The sequence below is a fragment of the Alteraquisediminimonas sediminicola genome (assembly GCF_019740335.1).
GTDB lineage: Bacteria > Pseudomonadota > Alphaproteobacteria > Sphingomonadales > Sphingomonadaceae > Alteraquisediminimonas > Alteraquisediminimonas sediminicola.
This window is the reverse complement of record NZ_JAHXZS010000002.1, coordinates 266,822-285,563: the sequence shown is the minus strand read 5'-3', so window position 1 is coordinate 285,563 and position 18,742 is coordinate 266,822. Positions and strand designations below refer to the sequence as shown.

The 18,742-nt window shown below is 59.2% G+C and carries 19 protein-coding genes; 6 read left to right on the top strand and 13 right to left on the bottom strand.

The annotated features are described in order from the left end of the window. Positions 1-18: 18 nt before the first annotated feature. Positions 19-1,179: a tyrosine-type recombinase/integrase gene (locus tag K6117_RS07395; protein WP_221793428.1), complete on the bottom strand. Its 1,161-nt coding sequence runs from the start codon at positions 1,177-1,179 to the stop codon at positions 19-21. Positions 1,180-1,411: 232 nt separating this feature from the next. Further along, positions 1,412-2,161 carry an SDR family NAD(P)-dependent oxidoreductase gene (locus tag K6117_RS07390; RefSeq protein ID WP_425514690.1) on the bottom strand — a complete coding sequence of 250 codons (750 nt, stop codon included), beginning with the start codon at positions 2,159-2,161 and terminating at the stop codon, positions 1,412-1,414. Between the two features lie 310 nt (positions 2,162-2,471). Here K6117_RS07390 and K6117_RS07385 point away from each other — a divergent pair, with 310 nt between their 5' ends. Beyond that, positions 2,472-3,257 carry an SDR family NAD(P)-dependent oxidoreductase gene (locus tag K6117_RS07385; RefSeq protein ID WP_221793424.1) on the top strand — a complete coding sequence of 262 codons (786 nt, stop codon included), beginning with the start codon at positions 2,472-2,474 and terminating at the stop codon, positions 3,255-3,257. Between the two features lie 34 nt (positions 3,258-3,291). After that, the gene (locus tag K6117_RS07380; protein WP_221793422.1) at positions 3,292-4,077 is read left to right on the top strand and encodes an SDR family NAD(P)-dependent oxidoreductase; all 786 of its coding nucleotides are present in this window, start codon (positions 3,292-3,294) and stop codon (positions 4,075-4,077) included. A gap of 48 nt (positions 4,078-4,125) precedes the next feature. Here K6117_RS07380 and K6117_RS07375 read toward each other — a convergent pair whose 3' ends face one another. Continuing rightward, positions 4,126-4,560 carry an acyl-CoA thioesterase gene (locus K6117_RS07375; protein ID WP_221793420.1) on the bottom strand — a complete coding sequence of 145 codons (435 nt, stop codon included), beginning with the start codon at positions 4,558-4,560 and terminating at the stop codon, positions 4,126-4,128. Positions 4,561-4,654: 94 nt separating this feature from the next. Between K6117_RS07375 and K6117_RS07370 the strand changes: the two genes are divergently transcribed. From K6117_RS07370 to K6117_RS07360, 3 genes are read left to right on the top strand one after another with little or no spacing between them, the layout of a single operon-like run. Further along, positions 4,655-5,758, top strand: a complete 1,104-nt coding sequence (locus K6117_RS07370) for an NAD(P)/FAD-dependent oxidoreductase (RefSeq protein ID WP_221793418.1) — start codon at positions 4,655-4,657, stop codon at positions 5,756-5,758. Then, the gene (locus K6117_RS07365; protein WP_221793415.1) at positions 5,755-7,374 is read left to right on the top strand and encodes a GMC family oxidoreductase; all 1,620 of its coding nucleotides are present in this window, start codon (positions 5,755-5,757) and stop codon (positions 7,372-7,374) included. The genes K6117_RS07370 and K6117_RS07365 overlap by 4 nt, the downstream gene beginning before the upstream one ends. Next, positions 7,367-8,806, top strand: coding sequence for an NAD-dependent succinate-semialdehyde dehydrogenase (locus K6117_RS07360; protein ID WP_221793413.1), 1,440 nt, complete (start codon positions 7,367-7,369; stop codon positions 8,804-8,806). The genes K6117_RS07365 and K6117_RS07360 overlap by 8 nt, the downstream gene beginning before the upstream one ends. A 10-nt stretch (positions 8,807-8,816) precedes the next feature. On the opposite strand, the gene K6117_RS07355 is transcribed toward K6117_RS07360, so the two are convergent. After that, on the bottom strand, positions 8,817-9,836 hold the full coding sequence (locus tag K6117_RS07355) for a LacI family DNA-binding transcriptional regulator (protein ID WP_221793411.1): 1,020 nt from the start codon (positions 9,834-9,836) through the stop codon (positions 8,817-8,819). A 105-nt stretch (positions 9,837-9,941) separates the two neighbouring features. Between K6117_RS07355 and K6117_RS07350 the strand changes: the two genes are divergently transcribed. Then, positions 9,942-10,715, top strand: a complete 774-nt coding sequence (locus K6117_RS07350; RefSeq protein ID WP_221793409.1) for an esterase/lipase family protein — start codon at positions 9,942-9,944, stop codon at positions 10,713-10,715. A 69-nt stretch (positions 10,716-10,784) separates the two neighbouring features. On the opposite strand, the gene K6117_RS07345 is transcribed toward K6117_RS07350, so the two are convergent. From K6117_RS07345 to K6117_RS07305, 9 genes are all read right to left on the bottom strand, one after another. Then, complete coding sequence (locus K6117_RS07345; RefSeq protein WP_246604932.1) at positions 10,785-11,375, bottom strand: GNAT family N-acetyltransferase; 591 nt, start codon at positions 11,373-11,375, stop codon at positions 10,785-10,787. Then, a complete protein-coding gene (locus K6117_RS07340) occupies positions 11,372-12,451 on the bottom strand; it encodes an alpha/beta fold hydrolase (protein ID WP_221793407.1) in 1,080 nt (359 codons plus the stop codon). Before K6117_RS07340 ends, K6117_RS07345 begins: the two co-directional genes overlap by 4 nt. Next, positions 12,448-12,819 (bottom strand): hypothetical protein, encoded by a 372-nt coding sequence (locus tag K6117_RS07335; protein WP_221793405.1) that lies wholly within the window; start codon positions 12,817-12,819, stop codon positions 12,448-12,450. The genes K6117_RS07340 and K6117_RS07335 overlap by 4 nt, the downstream gene beginning before the upstream one ends. A gap of 144 nt (positions 12,820-12,963) precedes the next feature. Next, positions 12,964-13,737 (bottom strand): SDR family NAD(P)-dependent oxidoreductase, encoded by a 774-nt coding sequence (locus K6117_RS07330; protein WP_221793402.1) that lies wholly within the window; start codon positions 13,735-13,737, stop codon positions 12,964-12,966. A 40-nt stretch (positions 13,738-13,777) separates the two neighbouring features. Continuing rightward, positions 13,778-14,311: a nuclear transport factor 2 family protein gene (locus K6117_RS07325; RefSeq protein ID WP_246604931.1), complete on the bottom strand. Its 534-nt coding sequence runs from the start codon at positions 14,309-14,311 to the stop codon at positions 13,778-13,780. A 7-nt stretch (positions 14,312-14,318) separates the two neighbouring features. Then, positions 14,319-15,350: an NADP-dependent oxidoreductase gene (locus K6117_RS07320; protein ID WP_221793400.1), complete on the bottom strand. Its 1,032-nt coding sequence runs from the start codon at positions 15,348-15,350 to the stop codon at positions 14,319-14,321. Between the two features lie 37 nt (positions 15,351-15,387). Continuing rightward, positions 15,388-16,419 carry an NADP-dependent oxidoreductase gene (locus K6117_RS07315; protein WP_221793398.1) on the bottom strand — a complete coding sequence of 344 codons (1,032 nt, stop codon included), beginning with the start codon at positions 16,417-16,419 and terminating at the stop codon, positions 15,388-15,390. A 103-nt stretch (positions 16,420-16,522) separates the two neighbouring features. Next, on the bottom strand, positions 16,523-17,284 hold the full coding sequence (locus tag K6117_RS07310; RefSeq protein WP_221793396.1) for an SDR family NAD(P)-dependent oxidoreductase: 762 nt from the start codon (positions 17,282-17,284) through the stop codon (positions 16,523-16,525). 98 nt (positions 17,285-17,382) lie between these two features. Beyond that, positions 17,383-18,588 (bottom strand): cytochrome P450, encoded by a 1,206-nt coding sequence (locus K6117_RS07305; protein ID WP_221793394.1) that lies wholly within the window; start codon positions 18,586-18,588, stop codon positions 17,383-17,385. Positions 18,589-18,742: the final 154 nt, after the last annotated feature.

Sequence of the window (18,742 nt, the reverse complement as noted above, 5' to 3'; positions counted from 1 at the left end):
GCCGAGTGGCGCATCGTTTTATATAGCCGATCCACAATGAGTGGCCCAAGCAGCCATGAGATCAACGCGCATTTTTAGAAAATCGGTGCGGCGATAAGCTGCGCGGACGCGGTTAGTGTCCATATGGGCCAATGCAGCCTCTGACACTGCATCTGGAAAGCTTGTGGACTCAACGGCCCAATCCTTGAAGCTGGACCGGAAGCCGTGAACGGTCACCTTCAATTCCATGTCACGCAGAATTTTGGAGAGTGTCATGTCAGAGAGGGGCTTGCCGAGATTGCCTGGGAATAACGGGTCACTTTTTATGCCCGTCCTCGCCTCATGCATTCGCTTAAGGATCGCCAGTGCGGGCTCAGATAGCGGGACAATATGCTCTTTGCCTGCTTTCATACGTTCCGCCGGGATGGTCCATTGCTTCGCTTCAAGGTTGATTTCCTCCCATGTCGCGCCGCGGGTCTCCCCAGAGCGAGCTGCTGTATAGATCGTGAACAGTAACGCCAGGCGTCCGATAGTCTCAGGCGCGGCTTTGAGGGTTGCGCAGAAGTCTGGTATGTTTTCATAATCCATCGCCGCAAAGTGATTATCTGACTTCGGCTGGCGTGGCAGGCCCTTGCTCAGACCGCTCAGATCCAGCGAAGTGCGTAAGCCCTTAGTCGTTGCCCAGTCGAGCACGCCCTTGACCCTCTGGCGCACCCTGCGTGCCGTCTCAGGCTTCTCCAGCCAGATGGGAAGCAACAGTTCGCGCACCATCGGGCCATCAATCAAATCAATCCTGAGGTCGCCAATCGCGCCGAAAGCGTATCGTTCAAGACTCGATAACCAGTCCGCGCGATGCTTTACATTACGCCAGCCGCTCACAAGTTCCGCGTGAGCTGTTTCAGCCGCAACGCGGAATGTTGGGATCAAGATTTGTGCGCGCTTTTCTGCCTGGCGCTGAGCAACAGGATCAACGCCGCTTTTGTAAAGCTTGCGAATTTCATCGGCCTTGGTGCGTGCCTCAGAGAGGCCCACGCTGTTTGCAGATCCCAAGCCGAAGTCGCGGCGTTTGCCATCGGCTTGCACTCGTAACTGCCATGATCTTGAGCCGGACGGTTTGACCAAAAGCATCAACCCGCGCCCGTCTTGATAGCGGCCTGGCTGTGTTAATGCTTTGACGCCTAATGCGGTCATTTTTCCCATGCCGGCCTAGCTCCATATACCCACATTTATACCCACTTTATGTGGGTACTTGGGCTGGACGTCAATAGACAATGACGGACAGTTTCTATTTATATATACATGTTTTATAATGAATAATGTTCATTGTTGTATGTGGGTGGATAGGAGTTATGCTGAGCTCGGCTCCACCATTTTCTTTTTATTCTATATAATTTCGTCCTGACGAGTCTAAGCGACTGGCGAATCCCACTCTTCACAGGCTGCTGGTCAGATGCCCGCCATCCACGGCCACAACCGATCCGGTCATATAGGATGACGCGCCGGAGGCGAGCATCAGCAACGGCGCATCAAGGTCTGCCATCTGGCCGAGGCGGCGTTGCGGGATGCGGCGGATCATGGCTTTGCCGGGGTCGCTCGCCCAGAATTCCTCGTTGAGCTCGGTCTCGACATAGCCCGGGGCGATGGCGTTGACCTGAATATTGTACCGCGCCCATTCCAAGGCCAAGATCTTCGTCATCTGGATCAACCCGGCCTTGGACACGGCATAGGGCAAGACCATCCCCGCCTGACGCAGGCCAAGGACCGAAGCTATATTGATGATCTGACCGCCACGGCCATGGGCTTTCATGGCGCGTGCCGCCGCTTGCGCCATCAGGAAGCAGCCCTTGAGATTGGTGTCGATCACCGCATCCCAATCATCTTCGCTCTGATCAAGGGCAGATGCCTCGCGTACCAGCCCTGCGTTGTTGACGAGGACATCGAGCGTCGCCAGCCGGGGTTCGAGCGCCTGAATACTGGTCGGGTCAGTCACGTCGAGCCGGGCGACTTCAACCGATCCCCCGCTGGCGGCAATCCGTTCGGCCAAGGTCGCAAGCGCGGCCTCGCGCCGGGCGGCGATCAGGACATGCGCCCCGGCGGCGGCCAGCACCGATGCGAAATGCGCGCCCAAGCCGCTTGATGCGCCGGTGATGAGGACGGTTTTGCCGGCAAGTTGATTGGTCATCGTCATGCTCGCTTCAGATCGTGTGAACGGATGGGGGCTGCCTGTCTGGGACTTTGTCGCGACGATATAGGATATTCCCTTCCATCGGTCGATGCGGATTTCTGTTAGCGGCGGTTGCATCCTTGCCGTTGATGGCGACAATCGCTCTTGGCCTGATTTTGAATTGAAGCGCTTCAAATTTAACCCTATAAGCCCTTGGTCACGCCAAGAGCGGCGATCTTGCGCATCAGCAGTCCCGGTTGCTGGGGCTGATCCTGCTCAGGTGAATCAACGTTATTTCAATAAAATACATCATATAGAGGGATGATCGATGGCAGAATATCAATACGCTGGCCCAAGATTTGCGGGCAATGTCGCGCTGGTCACCGGGGGTTTGAACGGCATTGGTCGCGCGGTGGTGGAACGCTTGGCGGCGGAAGGCTGTCAGGTGGTGGTCGCCGACATTATGGATCAGGCGGCGGGTGAAGCCTCATTGGCGGAGATCGGGGACAAGGCGGTCTATTTGCGTCTCAATGTCTGCGTCGAGGCCGAATGGGAAGCTGCCGCCGCGATGATCGCCACGCGATTTGGGCGGCTTGATATTCTCGTGGCCAATGCGGGCGTGGGCGGCGTGTCGCCGGTCCGCGACATAAAGTTTGAAAGCTGGCGGCATACGATGTCCGTCAATCTCGATGGGGTGTTTCTGTCGACCAAGCATTGCATGGATTTGCTGGCGGCATCGGGGGCATCGCGGCGCGGGGGATCGAGTATCATCAACATGTCGTCTAGCATGGGATTGAACGGCCTTGCCAATGCCAGCGCCTATTCCGCGAGCAAGGGCGGGGTGCGGCTGTTTTCCAAATCGACCGCCGTTGAATTCGCGCAGATGAAATTGCCGGTGCGGGTCAATTCGATCCATCCGGGGTTCGTGCGCACGCCCTTGTTGGTCGCTAATGCCAGTGCGGAAGATGTCGCCTTTTACGAACGCGAGACCCCGGTCGGGCGTTTGGCCGAAGTGGATGAAATCGCGGCGGCCATCGCCTTTCTGGCGTCCGAAGACGCTAGCTATATGACGGGGTCGGAACTGGTCGTCGATGGCGGCTATAACGCCCATTGAGTTGCAGAAACACCCCTTTGGGGGCTTGGGGAGAATGACAGTGGAAATGGATTTGAAAAATAGCGTCGCGCTGATCACGGGCGCGACCGGCAATATTGGCCGGGCGATTTGCGAGGCGTTGGGCCGTGAAGGGGTGACGGTTATCGCGACCGACATCATGTCCGCTCCCGCAACGCCGATGGGCAGCGAATACCGCCAGCTCGATGTTACCAGCGAAAACGCATGGCAGGATCTGATCGCCGCCGTGCGCGCCGATCATAGGCGGTTGGATATTCTCATCAACAATGCCGGTATTGCGCCGATGGATCGGTTGCAGGATATGTCGCTCGCCGATTGGCGGCGGTGCCAGACGATCAATGTCGATGGCATTTTCCTCGGCCTCAAACATGCGATTGATCTGATGTGCGAGACTGGCCCGAAACGGCGCGGTGGATCGTCGATCATCAATATCGCTTCCGGTGCGGCGGATAAGCCTGCCGCATTCAGCAGCGCCTATTGCACCAGCAAGGCTGCCGTTCGCATGTTGACCCGCACCGCCGCCGTGGAATTCGGGAAATTGGGCTATCCGGTGCGCGTGAATTCGGTGCATCCGGGGGTTGTCCGGTCCCAGATGTTCGATGCCATTGTCGAGCGTTATTCCGAGATCACGGGCGGCACGCCGGTCGATGAACTGCATGCGGCGATCAAGGCCGGCCACCCGCTGGGCCGCTATGTCGAGCCGGAAGAAGTCGCGGATGTCGTGGTGTTCCTCGCCTCTGGTGCCGCGCGTTATGTTCATGGCGATGCGCTGCACATTGATGGCGGCTACGCGGCGGGCTGAACCGTTCTATTCCTCCCCGACATGCGATCCATGTCGGGGAGGAACACATTACGCGATAACGAGATCGGCCATCGCCTGTTTATGCACGGCATCAAGCGGCACCGGGCGGCGCTTGATCGGATCGACATAGACATGGACGAAATGGCCCACCGCCGCCGGTGCATCGCTATTGAGCGGGAAAAGGGCCACTTCAAAGCGAATGCTGCTGTTGCCCATCCGTCCGATGCGGACGCCCGCATCGACAGTTTCCGGGAATTCAATCGGGGCGAGAAAATCGCAACCGCTCGATACGCACAGGCCGATGGAATTGGATTGGGGCGAACGCAATACGCCGCGTTCGATCAGCATGGTTGTCACCGCCGTATCGAACCAATTATAATAAATGGCGTTGTTGACATGACCATATGCGTCGCAATCCGCCCATCGGCTGGAGATCTGCATCCACCAGCGATATTGATCACGGCGTTGGTCGGCTGGGGTCATGATGTGCTGTCCTTAAAACTGTGGATATGCTCTTGCATCGAATCTGCGGCTATGCCTATAGCGTAAAAATGAAGCGCTTCAAATATCTCTTGTCATGACCGGGAAAACGGATGCCATTGTGGTCGGTGCCGGGGTTGTCGGCATCGCTGTCGCCCGCGCCCTTGCGCTGAAAGGCCATGAGGTGTTGCTGCTCGAATCGACACGTGAATTCGGGTCCGGGACCAGCAGCCGCAACAGCGAGGTGATCCACGCGGGGCTATATTATCCGCAAGGCTCGCTCAAGGCCTCGACCTGCGTTGCGGGTCGCAAGCTGCTGTATGATTTTTGCGCGGCGCGCGGTGTGCCGCATCGCAGACTGGGCAAGCTGATCTTTGCGGCGGACGCCAGCCAGATCGGGGCGCTGGACAAGATTGCCGCCGCCGCCAACGCCGCAGGGGTGGACGACATGGTCCGGCTATCCGCGCAGCAGGCCCGTGCGATGGAGCCGGAACTTCAAGCCTATGAGGCGCTGTTTTCGCCCTCGACCGGGATCATCGATTCCCATGCCTTCATGCTGGCGATGCTGGGCGAGGCCGAGGCGCATGGGGCAACGCTGGTATGCGGGGCCGAGGTGCAGCGGGTGTCGCGCAATGGGGGGCTGTGGCAGGTGCATGTTACAGGCGAGGACGAGCCGGTTGTCGCGGCGCCGATCCTCATCAATGCGGCAGGGCTGGGCGCGCAGAAGCTGGCCGGGATGGTTGAGGAGATGCCGGTTGCACATGTGCCGCCGCTCTATTTGGCGCGGGGGGTGTATTTCACTTATTCGGGCAAGACGCCATTTTCGCATTTGATTTACCCCGTGCCGGAACCGGGCGGGCTTGGCACGCATCTGACCTTGGATATGGCCGGGCAGGCGCGCTTTGGGCCGGATGTCGAATGGATCGATGAGATTGATTATCGGGTGAACCCGGATCGGCTTGATGCCTTTGCAACGGCGGCGCGGCGGATCTGGCCGGGGCTGGACCCAGCGCGGCTTGCGCCCGGCTATGCGGGGATCAGGCCGAAGATTACCGGGCCTCATGAGGCGGCGGGCGATTTCATCCTATCCGGCCCGGCCCGTCATGGGTGCGAGGGGTTGGTCCATCTGTTTGGCATTGAATCGCCCGGATTGACGGCCTCGCTCGCGCTGGCTGACCTTGTTGTGAGAGAATTATCATGATCGACCGGGGCCATTTTGACTATGTGATTATCGGGGCCGGATCGGCTGGATGCGTGCTGGCCAATCGATTGAGCGCGGACCCGCGATTGTCGGTGTTGCTGCTGGAAGCCGGGCCTGCCGACCGCAATCCGTGGATTCATGTGCCGTTGGGCTATGGGCGGCTGTTCAATCATCCGGTGCTGAATTGGGGCTATAAAACCCAGCCGGAACCACAGCTTGAACATCGCCAAATTTCTCAGCCGCGTGGCAAGGTGTTGGGCGGTAGTTCGTCGATCAATGGGCTGGTCTATATTCGGGGCCAGCGCGAGGATTTCGACGATTGGGCGAATGCGGGTGCAACGGGCTGGTCTTATGCCGAGATGCTGCCCTATTTCAAACGATCGGAAAACCAGGCGCGCGGGGCGGATGCATGGCATGGGGTCGATGGCCCGTTGTCGGTGTCAGACCAATCGGAGCCGCATATACTGTGCGATGCCTATATCGCGGCGGCGGTGGAGGCGGGCTATCCGGCCAATCCCGATTTCAATGGGGCGGCGCAGGAAGGCGCGGGCTATTTCCAGACGACCTCGCATCGCGGCAGGCGGTGCAGCGCGGCGGTGGCCTATTTACGCCCGGCCCGGCAAAGGCCCAATCTGACGATTGTCACCAATGCCCATGCGCGGCGCATCCTATTTGATGGGGCGCGAGCCATCGGCGTGGAATGGACATCGGGTGGGCAGTTATTTTGCGCTTATGGTGGACGCGAGACGATTTTAGCGACGGGGGCGATCAATACGCCGCAATTGCTGGAATTGTCCGGGATCGGCGATGGCCAGCGCTTGCAATCATTGGGTATCGAGGTGCGCCACGACAATCAGGCGGTGGGCGAGAATTTGCAGGACCATATGCAGGTCCGCTGCGTATTTGAAACCAACCAGAAAGTGACGCTGAACGACGATATGGGGTCGCTGGCCCGCAAGATCCGGATGGTTGCGCGTTATGTGTTGCAGCGTAAAGGGCCGTTGACGGTATCGGCGGGCTATGCGGGCGGATTTTTCCGCACGGCAGCCGCCAAGGATATGCGCCCGGATATGGAGGTGCATTTCATCACGTTCAGCACGAACAAAATGGGTGACAGCCTCGATCCTTTTTCGGCATTTACGGCGTCATCCTGCCAATTGCGCCCGACCAGTCGCGGCCATGTCCATGCCGTGTCGCCCGATCCGATGGTGGCCCCCGACATTCTGGCGAATTATCTTTCGACCGAGGAAGACCGCGCGACCAATATTGCCGGTCTTCGGCTTATCCGCAATATCATGGCGCAGCCTGCGATGGCCCGATATATCACGAATGAACGGATGCCGGGGCCGGATTTGACCAGCGATGACGCATTGCTGGCCTATATCCGCCAGAACGCCGCGTCGCTTTATCATCCGACCTGCACCGCAGCGATTGGTCAGGTGGTCGATCCGCAGTTGCGTGTGATCGGGGTGGATGGCTTACGGGTGGTCGACGCCTCGGTGATGCCGTCGGTGGTATCTGGTAATTGCAATGCGGCGATCATCGCCATCGCCGAACGGGCCGCTGATTTGATCTTGGGCGTACCTATGTTGGAAAAGGAAATGGCCAATGGCTGAACAATATACGCGCCTTGAGATGGTCATCAATGGCCGCTTTATCACAGCCGGGGCCAATCGTATTTCAGAGCCGGTGATGAACCCGGCAACGGGCGACGTGCTGGGTGAATTGCCGCATGCAACCGCGCAGGAACTGATCGAGGCAGCGGATGCAGCGGTGGCGGCATTTCCGGCGTGGCGGGCGACATCGCCTTATGATCGCGCGATTATTCTCCGCAAGACGGCGACGATCCTGCGGGAACGCGCGGATCATATCGCGCAGGTTCTGACGCTTGAACAGGGCAAGACATTGGTCGAGGCGCAGGCCGAACTGGCGCATGCCATCGACCTGTTCGACTGGTTCGCCGAAGAGGGACGACGCGCCTATGGCCGGATCATTCCGGCGCGCGCGCTGCATATCCAGCAGGCGGCGATATTGCGCCCGGTTGGACCGGCGGCAGTGTTTACGCCGTGGAATTTCCCGGCGCTTACCCCGGCGCGCAAGCTGGCGGCCGGTTTGGCGGCGGGTTGCACCTTGGTATTGAAGGCCTCCGAGGAAACGCCGGGGACGGCGGTGGAAATCGTGCGCGCGCTGCATGATGCGGGCCTGCCTGCGGGCTGTGCCAATCTGGTGTTTGGCGTGCCGTCGGAAGTGTCCGAGAGCCTGCTCGCTCATCCCGGCATTCGCAAGGTCTCGTTCACCGGATCGACCCCGGTCGGCAAGCATTTGATGAAGCTCGCGGCAGATAGCGTCAAGCGCACGACGATGGAATTGGGCGGTAATGCGCCGGTCATTATCTTTGCCGATGCCGATTATGATCTGGCGCTGTCGTCGCTGGTTGCGGGCAAATTCCGCAATGCCGGTCAGGTATGCATCTCGCCCTCGCGCTTCTTTGTCCATGAAAGCCTGTATGATCGGTTCGTGCAGGATTTCACCACGCGGGCCGGGGCACTGGCGCTGGGCAATGGGCTTGATCGCCACGTGCAGATGGGGCCGCTCGCGAATGATCGGCGGTTGGAGGCGATGGAGCGGATTGTCGCCGATGCCGAAGGCCGTGGCGCGAAAATCTGCACGGGTGGGGGGCGAGTTGCCGGGAAAGGCTCATTCTTCGCGCCAACGGTGATGACGGATGTGTCATCCCAAGCCACGCTGATGTGCGATGAAACCTTCGGGCCGATTGTGCCGGTAGCGCCATTTGCGGACAATGCAGAGGTATTTGCGCGCGCGAATGCGGTCGATGCGGGCTTGGCGGGTTATGTCTTTACTCAGTCGATTGCCAATGCGCAGGCGGCGTCCGAGGGGGTGGATGTTGGCATGTTGGGGATCAACACATTGGCCGTCTCGACCCCAGAAACGCCCTTTGGCGGCGTAAAGCAGAGTGGCCATGGATCGGAAGGCGGGATCGAAGGCCTGCATGCCTTTATGGAAACGCGGCTGATCGTGCAGGGCTGATGGGGCGAGCCTAAACCGGCGCTGGCCCGGTACTCGCCCGCACCACCAGTTCAACCGGTAGCGATGGATGTGCGGGCATCGGTTCGCCCTGCAAGGTCGCGAGCAAGCTGGCGGCAGCCACCCGCGCCATTTCCACCACCGGGGTGCGGACGGTCGTCAATGCGGGCGTCAGGATCGCGGAGATGTCGATATCGTCAAAGCCGGTGACGGAGAGTTGCGCCGGGACGGCCACACCGGCAAGGGCGGCGGCATGAAGCACGCCCGCCGCGATGGTATCGGTGGCGCAGACCAACGCGGTCGCGCCGTCGCTTGCCTGTTGCCAGCGGGCGAAGCCTTCCTGGCCGCCCGCGATATGCAAAGGCACGTGATGGACTGAGCTTACGGTCATATAGTGCCGTGTCGCGGCCTCGCGCAGGCTGGCGATACGGGCGGCGGCGCGTTCATTGCTGTCGGGCGCGCCACTCAGCATCGCGATGCGGCGGTGGCCAAGTTTGGCGAGATGTTCGACGATCATCGTCATCGCGTCCAGATTGGAAAAACCGATATCCGTTGCACGCGGTTGCGCTTGCACCGACCATGTGACGACCGTCGGGATGCCCGCGCGCTTCAAGATATTCTGGGCTTCGGCTTCCTGATCGGACCCGATCAGAACGATGCCATCGGCCCGCCTGCGGACCAGCCGTTCAATATACATGGTTTCCGCCGCGCGGTCATATTCATGGGCGAGTACGAACAATGTATAGCCCTTGGCAGCCAGCTCCTTTTGCAGATGATGGACAAAGGCCGCGAAAATCGGGTTGTTGATCGTGGGCAGCACCACCCCGATCGACAGGGTGCGGCGGCTCGCGAGCGCGCGACCGCTTTCATCCGGGATATATTGCAGTGCCTCTGCGGCAGCGCGCACGGCGGCAAGCGTCTTGGGCTTGACGGCATCGGGATGGGACATGGCGCGCGATGCGCTACCCAGCGAGACCCCGGCCAATTTCGCCACATCGGCAAGGCGCGGTCGCGAATGTCCATTCGGCTTCATTGACATAGGGGCGTTCTAGCAGAGTCGGAAAATGGCGATAGTGCAATATTGTTGTGATTTGCGCGCAGATGTGTTGTGGTCCATATCAAGAATAAGGATCGCATCATGATTGCCCATTCAGATATTCGTCCACCTTCGCTGTTACTGACGGGGATGGAATTTATGCGAACCTCCATGGAATCCGTGAGTCTCGCGCTTTACCTGCCGTTTCTCGCCAATATGCCGGATGGCGATGGCCATCCTGTGCTGGTGTTGCCGGGCTTTGCGACCAGCGATAGCTCCACCGTGCTGTTGCGGAACTTCCTGTCCGCCAAGGGCTATGATGTTCAGCCTTGGGGGCTGGGGCGCAATTTCGATCACCGCACCGTCGGTTATAATGGTGAACGCGTGGCGCATCAGCTGGACCGCATCCTCGATAGCACTGGGCGCAAGGCGAGCCTGATCGGCTGGAGCCTTGGCGGCGTGATCGCGCGGGAGGCCGCGCGGCGCGACCCGCAGGCGGTCCGTCAGGTCATCACGCTCGGCAGCCCCTTTGGCGGCAATCCGCATGCGACGAACGTCAAGCTTATCTATGAATTGTTGAGCGGCAATCAGGTCGGCAGCGAACATCTCGATGAACGCTATCGCACCGGCGGTCTGCCGCTCGAAGTGCCGTCAACGGCGGTATACAGCAAGACCGATGGCATCGCGGCATGGGAAAATTGCATGGCACATCCGCATGAGCTGACCGAAAATGTCGAGGTGCATTCCAGCCATTTCGGGCTGGTCGTCCATCCGGCGGTCTATCATATCATCGCCGACCGATTGGCGCAGCCGGAGGGCGAATGGGCGCCTTATGAGGCGCCTGAGGGGCCGTCGCCGGTGCCGTTTATCTGGTAAGACTGCCATTTTCTGGTGATGACAGGGCGGGGTCGAGGCTTGTCCGCCCCGACCCTCGCTTGATCTTGTTTACGCTTCCGGCGAACCGAACACCGTGCGCTGGGATGCTGCGCGTTCGAGGTTCAGGCTGAATACCACAAGGTCGCTCAGATTCCCGCTGGACGGATCGCGGACATGGTCGCGCAGCAGCGCTTCCGGCACGAAACCCTCATCCTCGAACATCGCGATCCCGGCGACCTGATCGGGGGTCATGCTGGCCGTCACCTTGGTCAGTGACATATCGGCGGCGAGCGCGAGCAATTCCTTGAGCAAGATGCGCCCAAGGCCCGAACCACGGGCATCGGGGCTGATCAGGATGCGGATATCGCCGACATGCATCGACCAGCTCAGTTCATCGCGGGCAAGCGCCGCGCAACCGATGATTTTGCCACCGGACACCGCGAAAATCGTCCGTAGCATGTCACGATCATGCTGGTTGATCCAGGCGGCGACGACCTTGGGATTGCGGATGTCGCGGCGCAGGAACAACAGGTCATGCTTCGGGATACTTTGCGCGAAGGCGAGGATCGCCTCGGCATCATCATCGGCCAGAAAACGCAGCTGTATCTCGGCATCCCCGCTCTGAATGTTATAGGGTATGCGCGTGGTCGATTGGGTCAACAGGATCTCTCCCCAAGCCAGTTGTTGATGGAGGGCCAGACCCGCTTGACGGCGCCGGGGCCGGAAACGACGCTGACATGGCCGCCCTTGGTAACGATTTCTTCCTTATCGGTCGATGCGATCAATTCCATGATCGGATGGGCGACGGGGAAGGGGACGACATGGTCGTGCTGGGCGATGACGCTGATTGTCGGGACTTTGATGTCGCGCAGATCGACCTTACGGCCACCGATGACCAGTTCATTCTTGCACAAAGCATTCGCCCACATCAGGTCCTTGACGATCTGGCGGAAAAATTCGCCCGGCAATGCCAATGTTTCCGCTGCCCATCGGTCGAACATCCGATAAGACCTGACGTAATTGTCATCGAGCATATTGGTCCACAGATGCAGCACCCCCGCCGTGCGGTTCGCCGGTCGCATCATGTCGAACGCGCTCAATATCATGTCGGGCGGAATATTGCCGATCCGGTCGACCACATCATCGACATCGAAATAATCCGGGTTCGCCCAGTTTTTGAACAGGGTCATGCCGGTAAAATCAACCGGGGTCGTGAACAACACGAGATTGCGGACATGCGTGCCGCCATCCAGCGCGGCATAGATCAGCGCCAGCGTGCCGCCCATGCAATAGCCGAGCAACGTCACCTGCGATTGGCCAGTCACGGCCTCTACTTTGGCGACGCTTTCAGTGATGAAGTCGAAGACATAATCCTCGATTTTCAGGTGCTTTTCATTGTTGCGCGGCGGATTCCAGTCGATCATGAAAATGTCGAAGCCTTGGCCGAGCAGAAACTCGACAAAGCTTTGCTGGGGCGCGAGATCGAAAATATAGCCACGGTTGCTCGGCGGCGAGACGATCAGCACAGGTGTGCGATAGACCTCGCTCTCTACCGCGCAATAATGATAGAGCGAAAATGTGCCGCGCCGGATGAGTTCTTCCCGCGCCATCGCGCCCACGCGCTGTTTGGGCGCGGTGAGGAATTCGAGTCCCTTGATGTTGCGCTGGATCGCCCGCTCGACTTCGCGGCGAACCTGTTCGGCAACATCTTCCTCTGATGGCGCTTGTTCGGTCATGAGGCCTTCTTGGCCGGTTTTCTGGTGCGGGCAGGCGCGGGGGCATCGGCCTTCGACGCCGGGGCCGCAGCGCCAGTATTGGCCAGCATCTGCGCAATGCGATCGAGGCTCTCTTCGATCCGGTCGAGCCGGTCATTGATCTCGCCGATCTTGGAAAGGCTAGGCACATGCATCGTTTTCAGCAATTTATCCATATATTCGGAAAACTGCTTTTGCGCGACGAGAGAGACTTTGGACGTCTCGTTCATCATCGCGCTGAATTCTTCGCGCTGGCTGATTTTGGTGGAGAAATCGTTGATCTGATGCTCCCATTTGGTCACGAGCTTCTGCCACTCGGCCATGGGGTTGAATGACTTTCCCGACTCCATGTGAAGATCCTTCCAATTGTGACCAGCAGCATTATTTGTGCGCTGTTGTGACTAAGTTAGAAACTATAAAGTGATTATTAAAAGCTCAGGCTTTTGCCAGTTCCGCGATCGATGCGGGGCGTTATTATTCGCCCCGCAAGCGCATCAGGTGTTCGCCTGCCCGCCATCGACATGCAGCGCACCCGCATGGGTGTAACGCGCCGCGCGCGAGGCGAGGAACACAACCGCATCCGCCACTTCCGCCGGTTCGACCATGCGGCCCATCGGGTGGCCCGTGTTGATCGCGGCTTTCAGCTCATCCTTATTGCGGCCCGTCAGCTCGACATAGCGCGCCACAATCGAATCCATCATGTCGGAGGCGACCGCGCCCGGATGGACGGCGTTGACGCGCACCGGCATGCCCAAGGTCGAAAATTCCAGCGCCGTGGCGCGGGTGAACATCGAGACGGCGGCCTTGGTCGCGCAATAGCAGGCGTTAAAGGCGGCGGGCTTGTCGGCAGCGCCAGAGGCAATGTTGATGATCGCCGATCCACCTTCGCGCTTGGTCCCGCTTTCGGCCAGCAGCGCGGAGGCGACCTGCGTGCCGAGAAATACGCCCGCGACATTGATGTCAAAGGCGCGACGGAAATCGGCCAAGGGCATCGTGTCGATCCGGTCGGTCGGCGCGATCCCGGCATTGTTCACCAGAATATCGAGCCGTCCATATTTGGCGCGCACCGCAGCGATTACCCGCTGCCAATCCTGTTCATTCGTCACATCGAGCTTATGCCATTCCAGTCCGGCCTCGGGCGCGCCCACCGCCATATCGGTGGCGATGACCTGCACGCCCTCAGCGCGGAGCGCGGAGCAAACCGCCTGTCCGATATTGCCTTTTGCGCCGGTAACCAGCGCCACCGCGCCATTCAGACCAAGATCCATTGTCTATCCTTTATGTGGGTGGCGCGGTTGCATCCGATATTCAGTTCGTTGTCGCCTTTGGCGGGGCGTGGGGATGGTCGGGCGTGAGGTCGTCCGCCATGAGTACCGGCCCGTCACGGTCGTCGCTGTCGCGTTGGCGACTGTCGAGAAGATTGAGGAGATAGGTGAGGCTCGACAGCCGCCACACATCGCCACGCCGTTCTGCGGTGAACAGATAGCGGCCCCAGAAAATGTCATCGACTCCGCCGCCGTCATTATCCGTACGTGCGACAATGACGGAACAGGCATCGGCCCGTGCCTGATCGCCATCGAGATGAATACGCGGCATACCGAGCATGTGGAGGCGGCGGCGATAGCTTTCCTCCAGCGATACAACGATCGGCATGATGGCCGCCGTATCACCCTTGCAAAAGCCGTAGTCCAGAATGGCATCAGGCCAGAAGATCTTGTCCATCGCCTGCCAATCGATCCAGTCGACCGCATCGGTATAATCGGTGAGCAGATCGCGAATGGCGGATTCGTCGAACATTCGACGAATCCGCGTCAGGTCATCTTGCGTCAATGTGTTGGTCATTTGACGATTATCCCAAGGTGGTGATGCGGTCGTTCAACCGGACCAAGGTTTTGCCCGAGGTTTCGCCCGCCATCAGGCGGATGAATGCGGCGGGCGTGCTTTCGAGGCCGGTGCTGACATTTTCGGTGGCGATCAGTTCGCCGGATTTGAACCATGCGGCCAGTTGATCTTCTGCCTCATGCAGCATGTCGACGGCTTCATAAGCGAGGAAACCGCGCATCGTGATGCGATGGACCAGCACCTGCCATATGTTGCGCAGGAGATAAGGCTCGGTCTGGTGATTGTAGTTCGCGATCATGCCGCACACCGGAATCCGCCCGAAGTCATTCATCAGCGGCAAAATCGTGTCGAGCGTCTTGCCGCCGACATTGTCGAAATAGAGATCAATGCCATCCGGGCAGGCAGCCTTGATCGCGGCTTCGAGATCGGGGGCCGTCTTGTAATTGACGGCGGCATCCATCCCGAGTTCCTTGGTGATCATTTCGGCCTTTTCGTCTGACCCGACGATCCCGACGACGCGGCAGCCGCGCAGCTTGGCGACTTGCCCTGCAACGCTACCAACGGCACCTGCGGCGGCGCTGACGACGACGACATCGCCCGCCTTCATCGCGCCTGTGTCGAGCAGGCCGACATAGGCCGTGATGCCGGACCAGCCGAGCGCACCCATATAGGCGGTCAGCGGAATGGTCGGGTCGATCTTGACGTTTTCAAATGCGACGCTGGTGGGGTTGAGGACCGAATATTCTTCCCAACCGATAAAGCCGCGACCGTAATCGCCTTCCTTGAAGGCGGGGTTGCGCGACTTGATCACGCGGCCCAGCACCATCGTCGGGATCAGGCCGCCAATTTGCACCGGTGGCATATAGCTTTTCACATCGTCCAACATGCCGCGCACGGCGGGATCAATGGCAAAGACCTGATTTTCGAGCAGGACCTGACCATCTTCCAATTCGGGGATATCAGCTTCGACCAGCGTGAAATTTTCCGGGGTCGGAATGCCGGTGGGACGCGAGGCCAAGACGATGCGACGATTTTTCATGAGATAAGTTCCTGTTTAAAAATGGGGTTTAGGTTAGTTAGATTTGCGTTGGATCGGCCAATTTGACGACGGTTTTGCCGTCATTTTGGCCGGTGAACAGGGTGATGAAGGTCGCGGGCGCGGCCTCGATGCCATCGGCGATATGTTCGCGATAGACGAGCTTGCCGCTCAATATCCATTCTTCGATCTCGCGCAACGCGCAGGGGAAAATGTCCTTGAACGTGAAGGAGAGAAAACCTTCGACCCGCAGCACTTTGCCGACAATCGAGAACAGATTGACCATCGGTTCCGCATCTATGGTCTGATTATATTCCGAGATCAGTCCGCACACCGGAATGCGTCCGCCCCAGTTCATGCAGGCAAGCGCCGCATCGAGCTGGATACCGCCGACATTTTCGAAATACACATCCACGCCTTGCGGACATAATGCCCGAATTTCGGCGGTGAGCTGTTCGCGCGTCTTGCCCTTATAATCGATCGCGCCATCAAAGCCGAATTCCTCGATCAGGCGTCGGCATTTTTCCGGACCGCCCGCAAGGCCGACGACCCGACAGCCCTTGATTTTCGCCATCTGGCCGACAGCAGAGCCGACGGCCCCGGCTGCGCCCGATACCAGCACGGATTCGCCTTTGAGCGGACGCCCGACTTCCAACAAGCCGACATACGCGGTGAGACCCGTTGCGCCGAGGATGCCGAGGCTGTTGCTCAACGACAAACGCGAGGCGGGATCGACCTTCCATGTCATCGGACCCGGCGCATAGGCCGTATATTCCTGAAGATAGGCCGTCCCCGTCACCAGATCGCCCGGCTTGTAATCCGGGTGGCGCGATTCCAGCACCTTGCCGACGGTGTTCGTCGCCATCGGCTCGCCCAAGGGCGTCGGAATCCAATAGCCATCGGTGGCACCCAGCATCTTGCGGAGGCCGGGATCGAGCGATGCATAATAATTCTGGACGAGGATTTCCCCATCCTTCGGTGTCGGCATTGGCCGGTCGACGACTTCAAAATCTTCGACCTTGACCATGCCCTCAGGCCGAGATCGCAAGATCAAGGTCCGGTTATTCGGCATCGCACATTCCCTTGTATGTCATTTTATAATTGTAATTAATGACGTATTTTTCCGCGAGGGACCGCCGCCGCCGATCCGGCGGCAGCAGTCCCGAATATGCGGTTTAGAACTGAACGCGCTTGGTATAGCCGCCGTCGACGACGAGATTGACGCCGTTGATCCAACTGGCTGCCGGGCTGGCGAGGAAGGTCACGGCGCGCGCGATTTCTTCCGGCTTGCCCATGCGATGGGTCGGGTGGAGGGCGACATGGGTGTCGTACAATTCCGGCATGCCCTGTTCGATCTGTTCCCAGGCACCGCCCTTGAAGTAGATCGGCCCCGGCGAGACGACATTCACGCGGATGCCCTGCGCGCCGACATGCTGCGACAATTGCTTGGCATAAGTGATGAGCGACGCCTTGAGCGCATTATAGGCCATCGGTGCCATGAAGGTTTCAACCGAGGCGGTGGTACCGATGAAGATCACCGATGCTTCACCGGATTTTTCGAGATAAGGCGTGGCCGCTTCGACGCCACGCACCGCGCCCAGCACATCGGCCTCAAAGCAATTGCGCCAGCTCGCTTCGCCATCCATGCTGCCGCCTGCCGAGACATTATGGACGAAAATGTCGATGCCACCGAGCTTGTCACCCATGTCGGCGATCCAGCGCTGATAGGCTTCGCCATCCATCACATCGACGGCTGCGCCCACGGCCTTGCCCGGACGGCCAGCCAATTCGCCAAGCGCCTGTTCGACTTCATCCGCCTTGCGCGCGCCGATGGCGACATCGCAACCTTCTGCCAGCAGGCTTTCCACAATGCGCCGACCAATGCCCCGCGTGGAGCCGGTGACGATTGCCTTTTTGCCGGAGAGTCCCAAATCCATTTTAGCTTCCTTCGTGGTTCAAATGTGTACGTGATCTGTTGCTTAGGCCGATGATTGAAAGGCCTACACTCTGTAATGTGCCAAGTGCGCGCGACCGTTTAAAGATCCCATTCCAGACACAGGCGATTGATGCTGCCGACAATGCCGCCGCTGCAATGGGTGTCGGCATCAGGGGCAATCCGGAAATGCGGGATGCGTTTCAGCCATTCCTCGATGGTGATCGCGATTTCCATCCGCGCCAATTCCTGACCGGGGCACATATGCGGCCCGCTGCCAAAGCCGGAATGGCGGGTGCGGGGGCGCTTGAAATCGACTTTCATCGGGTCCGTAAAATTACGATCATCGATGCCGTGGACGACCGTCGGGATGCAGACCAGTTCCCCGGCCTTCAACTGGACGCCGTGAAATTCCATGTCCTCGCGCACCGTGCGGGCAATCGTCACCAGACCAAAGCGGCGGAACAATTCATGGGTGGCGGGCAGGATATTGGCCGGATCGGCAGCGAGTTCGGCGCAGGCTTCTGGATGTTCCGCCAGATACAGCATGACGAAGCCGAGGAAATTGACGACCGTATCCACGCCCGCGATCAATATCTGGGTCGAAATCGCCAGTGCCTGATCATGGTTCATCGGGCCATTGCCCATGTCCGCCGTGATCATCCGGCTGATGAGATCGTCGCCCGGATGGGCGCGGCGTTGTTCGAGGATCGGGCCGAGATAATCGTAAAAAGCCTGTTTGGCGGCATCGAACGACATGGTCGGTTCGGGCCGGGTCATGCTTTCCGCCCAGAGGCGAATTTTGGGCGCGTCTTCTTCCGGAATGTCGACCATCTTCATAAATACGCGGATCGGGAAGATACGGGCAAATTGTTCGGTGAAATTGCAGCGACCGTCCGCGACAAAGCTGTCGACCAATTCGATGACGGTCTGTTGGATCGCATCATGCATGCCGCGAATGGCGGACGGGGCGAGGCTATCGTTCAGCAGCACCCGATAGGGGCGATGTTCCGGCGGATCGATCGTCGTCGGGATCAGCCCGTGCATTTCGCCGATGGATTTGGGGATGATGATGATGCGGCTGGAAAAGCGCTTATAATCGGATTGGACCTCGGCCAAGATGTCGCCGCGCATCGCGATCCAATGGCCTTCATTCTGCGGCGTCCAGATGATGTCGGGCACGCTTTCCTGCAGGTTGCGCCATGATTGCTGATAGTCCTGCTCCATCCCCGGCAGGGCATAGATGTTGACATCCACCACGCGGTCCGGCGCGACATGATCGGGTATAGCAGTTGCTGTCTGGTTCATGGCGGGCGTCTCTCCTGACGATTCTATTTTGCGCCCTTTTGTTGGGGCTTGTCGGTCTTAGGTATCACTGCGGGCATGATGATTAGATAGCCTGATATTATGGTTAGGGGTCGCCCGGATCGGCTGCCCCCCCCAAGCCCTAAAGCCCTATGTC

Coding starts and splice junctions, on each gene's coding strand:
- K6117_RS07335 (WP_221793405.1), bottom strand. CDS start 12,819: ATGGAGTCGGGAAAGTCATTCAACCCCATGGCCGAGTGGCAGAAGCTC.
- K6117_RS07365 (WP_221793415.1), top strand. CDS start 5,755: ATGATCGACCGGGGCCATTTTGACTATGTGATTATCGGGGCCGGATCG.
- K6117_RS07380 (WP_221793422.1), top strand. CDS start 3,292: ATGACAGTGGAAATGGATTTGAAAAATAGCGTCGCGCTGATCACGGGC.
- K6117_RS07355 (WP_221793411.1), bottom strand. CDS start 9,836: ATGAAGCCGAATGGACATTCGCGACCGCGCCTTGCCGATGTGGCGAAA.
- K6117_RS07375 (WP_221793420.1), bottom strand. CDS start 4,560: ATGACCCCAGCCGACCAACGCCGTGATCAATATCGCTGGTGGATGCAG.
- K6117_RS07340 (WP_221793407.1), bottom strand. CDS start 12,451: ATGACCGAACAAGCGCCATCAGAGGAAGATGTTGCCGAACAGGTTCGC.
- K6117_RS07370 (WP_221793418.1), top strand. CDS start 4,655: ATGACCGGGAAAACGGATGCCATTGTGGTCGGTGCCGGGGTTGTCGGC.
- K6117_RS07310 (WP_221793396.1), bottom strand. CDS start 17,284: ATGGATTTGGGACTCTCCGGCAAAAAGGCAATCGTCACCGGCTCCACG.
- K6117_RS07360 (WP_221793413.1), top strand. CDS start 7,367: ATGGCTGAACAATATACGCGCCTTGAGATGGTCATCAATGGCCGCTTT.
- K6117_RS07395 (WP_221793428.1), bottom strand. CDS start 1,179: ATGGGAAAAATGACCGCATTAGGCGTCAAAGCATTAACACAGCCAGGC.
- K6117_RS07385 (WP_221793424.1), top strand. CDS start 2,472: ATGGCAGAATATCAATACGCTGGCCCAAGATTTGCGGGCAATGTCGCG.
- K6117_RS07325 (WP_246604931.1), bottom strand. CDS start 14,311: ATGACCAACACATTGACGCAAGATGACCTGACGCGGATTCGTCGAATG.
- K6117_RS07330 (WP_221793402.1), bottom strand. CDS start 13,737: ATGGATCTTGGTCTGAATGGCGCGGTGGCGCTGGTTACCGGCGCAAAA.
- K6117_RS07350 (WP_221793409.1), top strand. CDS start 9,942: ATGATTGCCCATTCAGATATTCGTCCACCTTCGCTGTTACTGACGGGG.
- K6117_RS07315 (WP_221793398.1), bottom strand. CDS start 16,419: ATGCCGAATAACCGGACCTTGATCTTGCGATCTCGGCCTGAGGGCATG.
- K6117_RS07305 (WP_221793394.1), bottom strand. CDS start 18,588: ATGAACCAGACAGCAACTGCTATACCCGATCATGTCGCGCCGGACCGC.
- K6117_RS07320 (WP_221793400.1), bottom strand. CDS start 15,350: ATGAAAAATCGTCGCATCGTCTTGGCCTCGCGTCCCACCGGCATTCCG.
- K6117_RS07390 (WP_425514690.1), bottom strand. CDS start 2,161: ATGACCAATCAACTTGCCGGCAAAACCGTCCTCATCACCGGCGCATCA.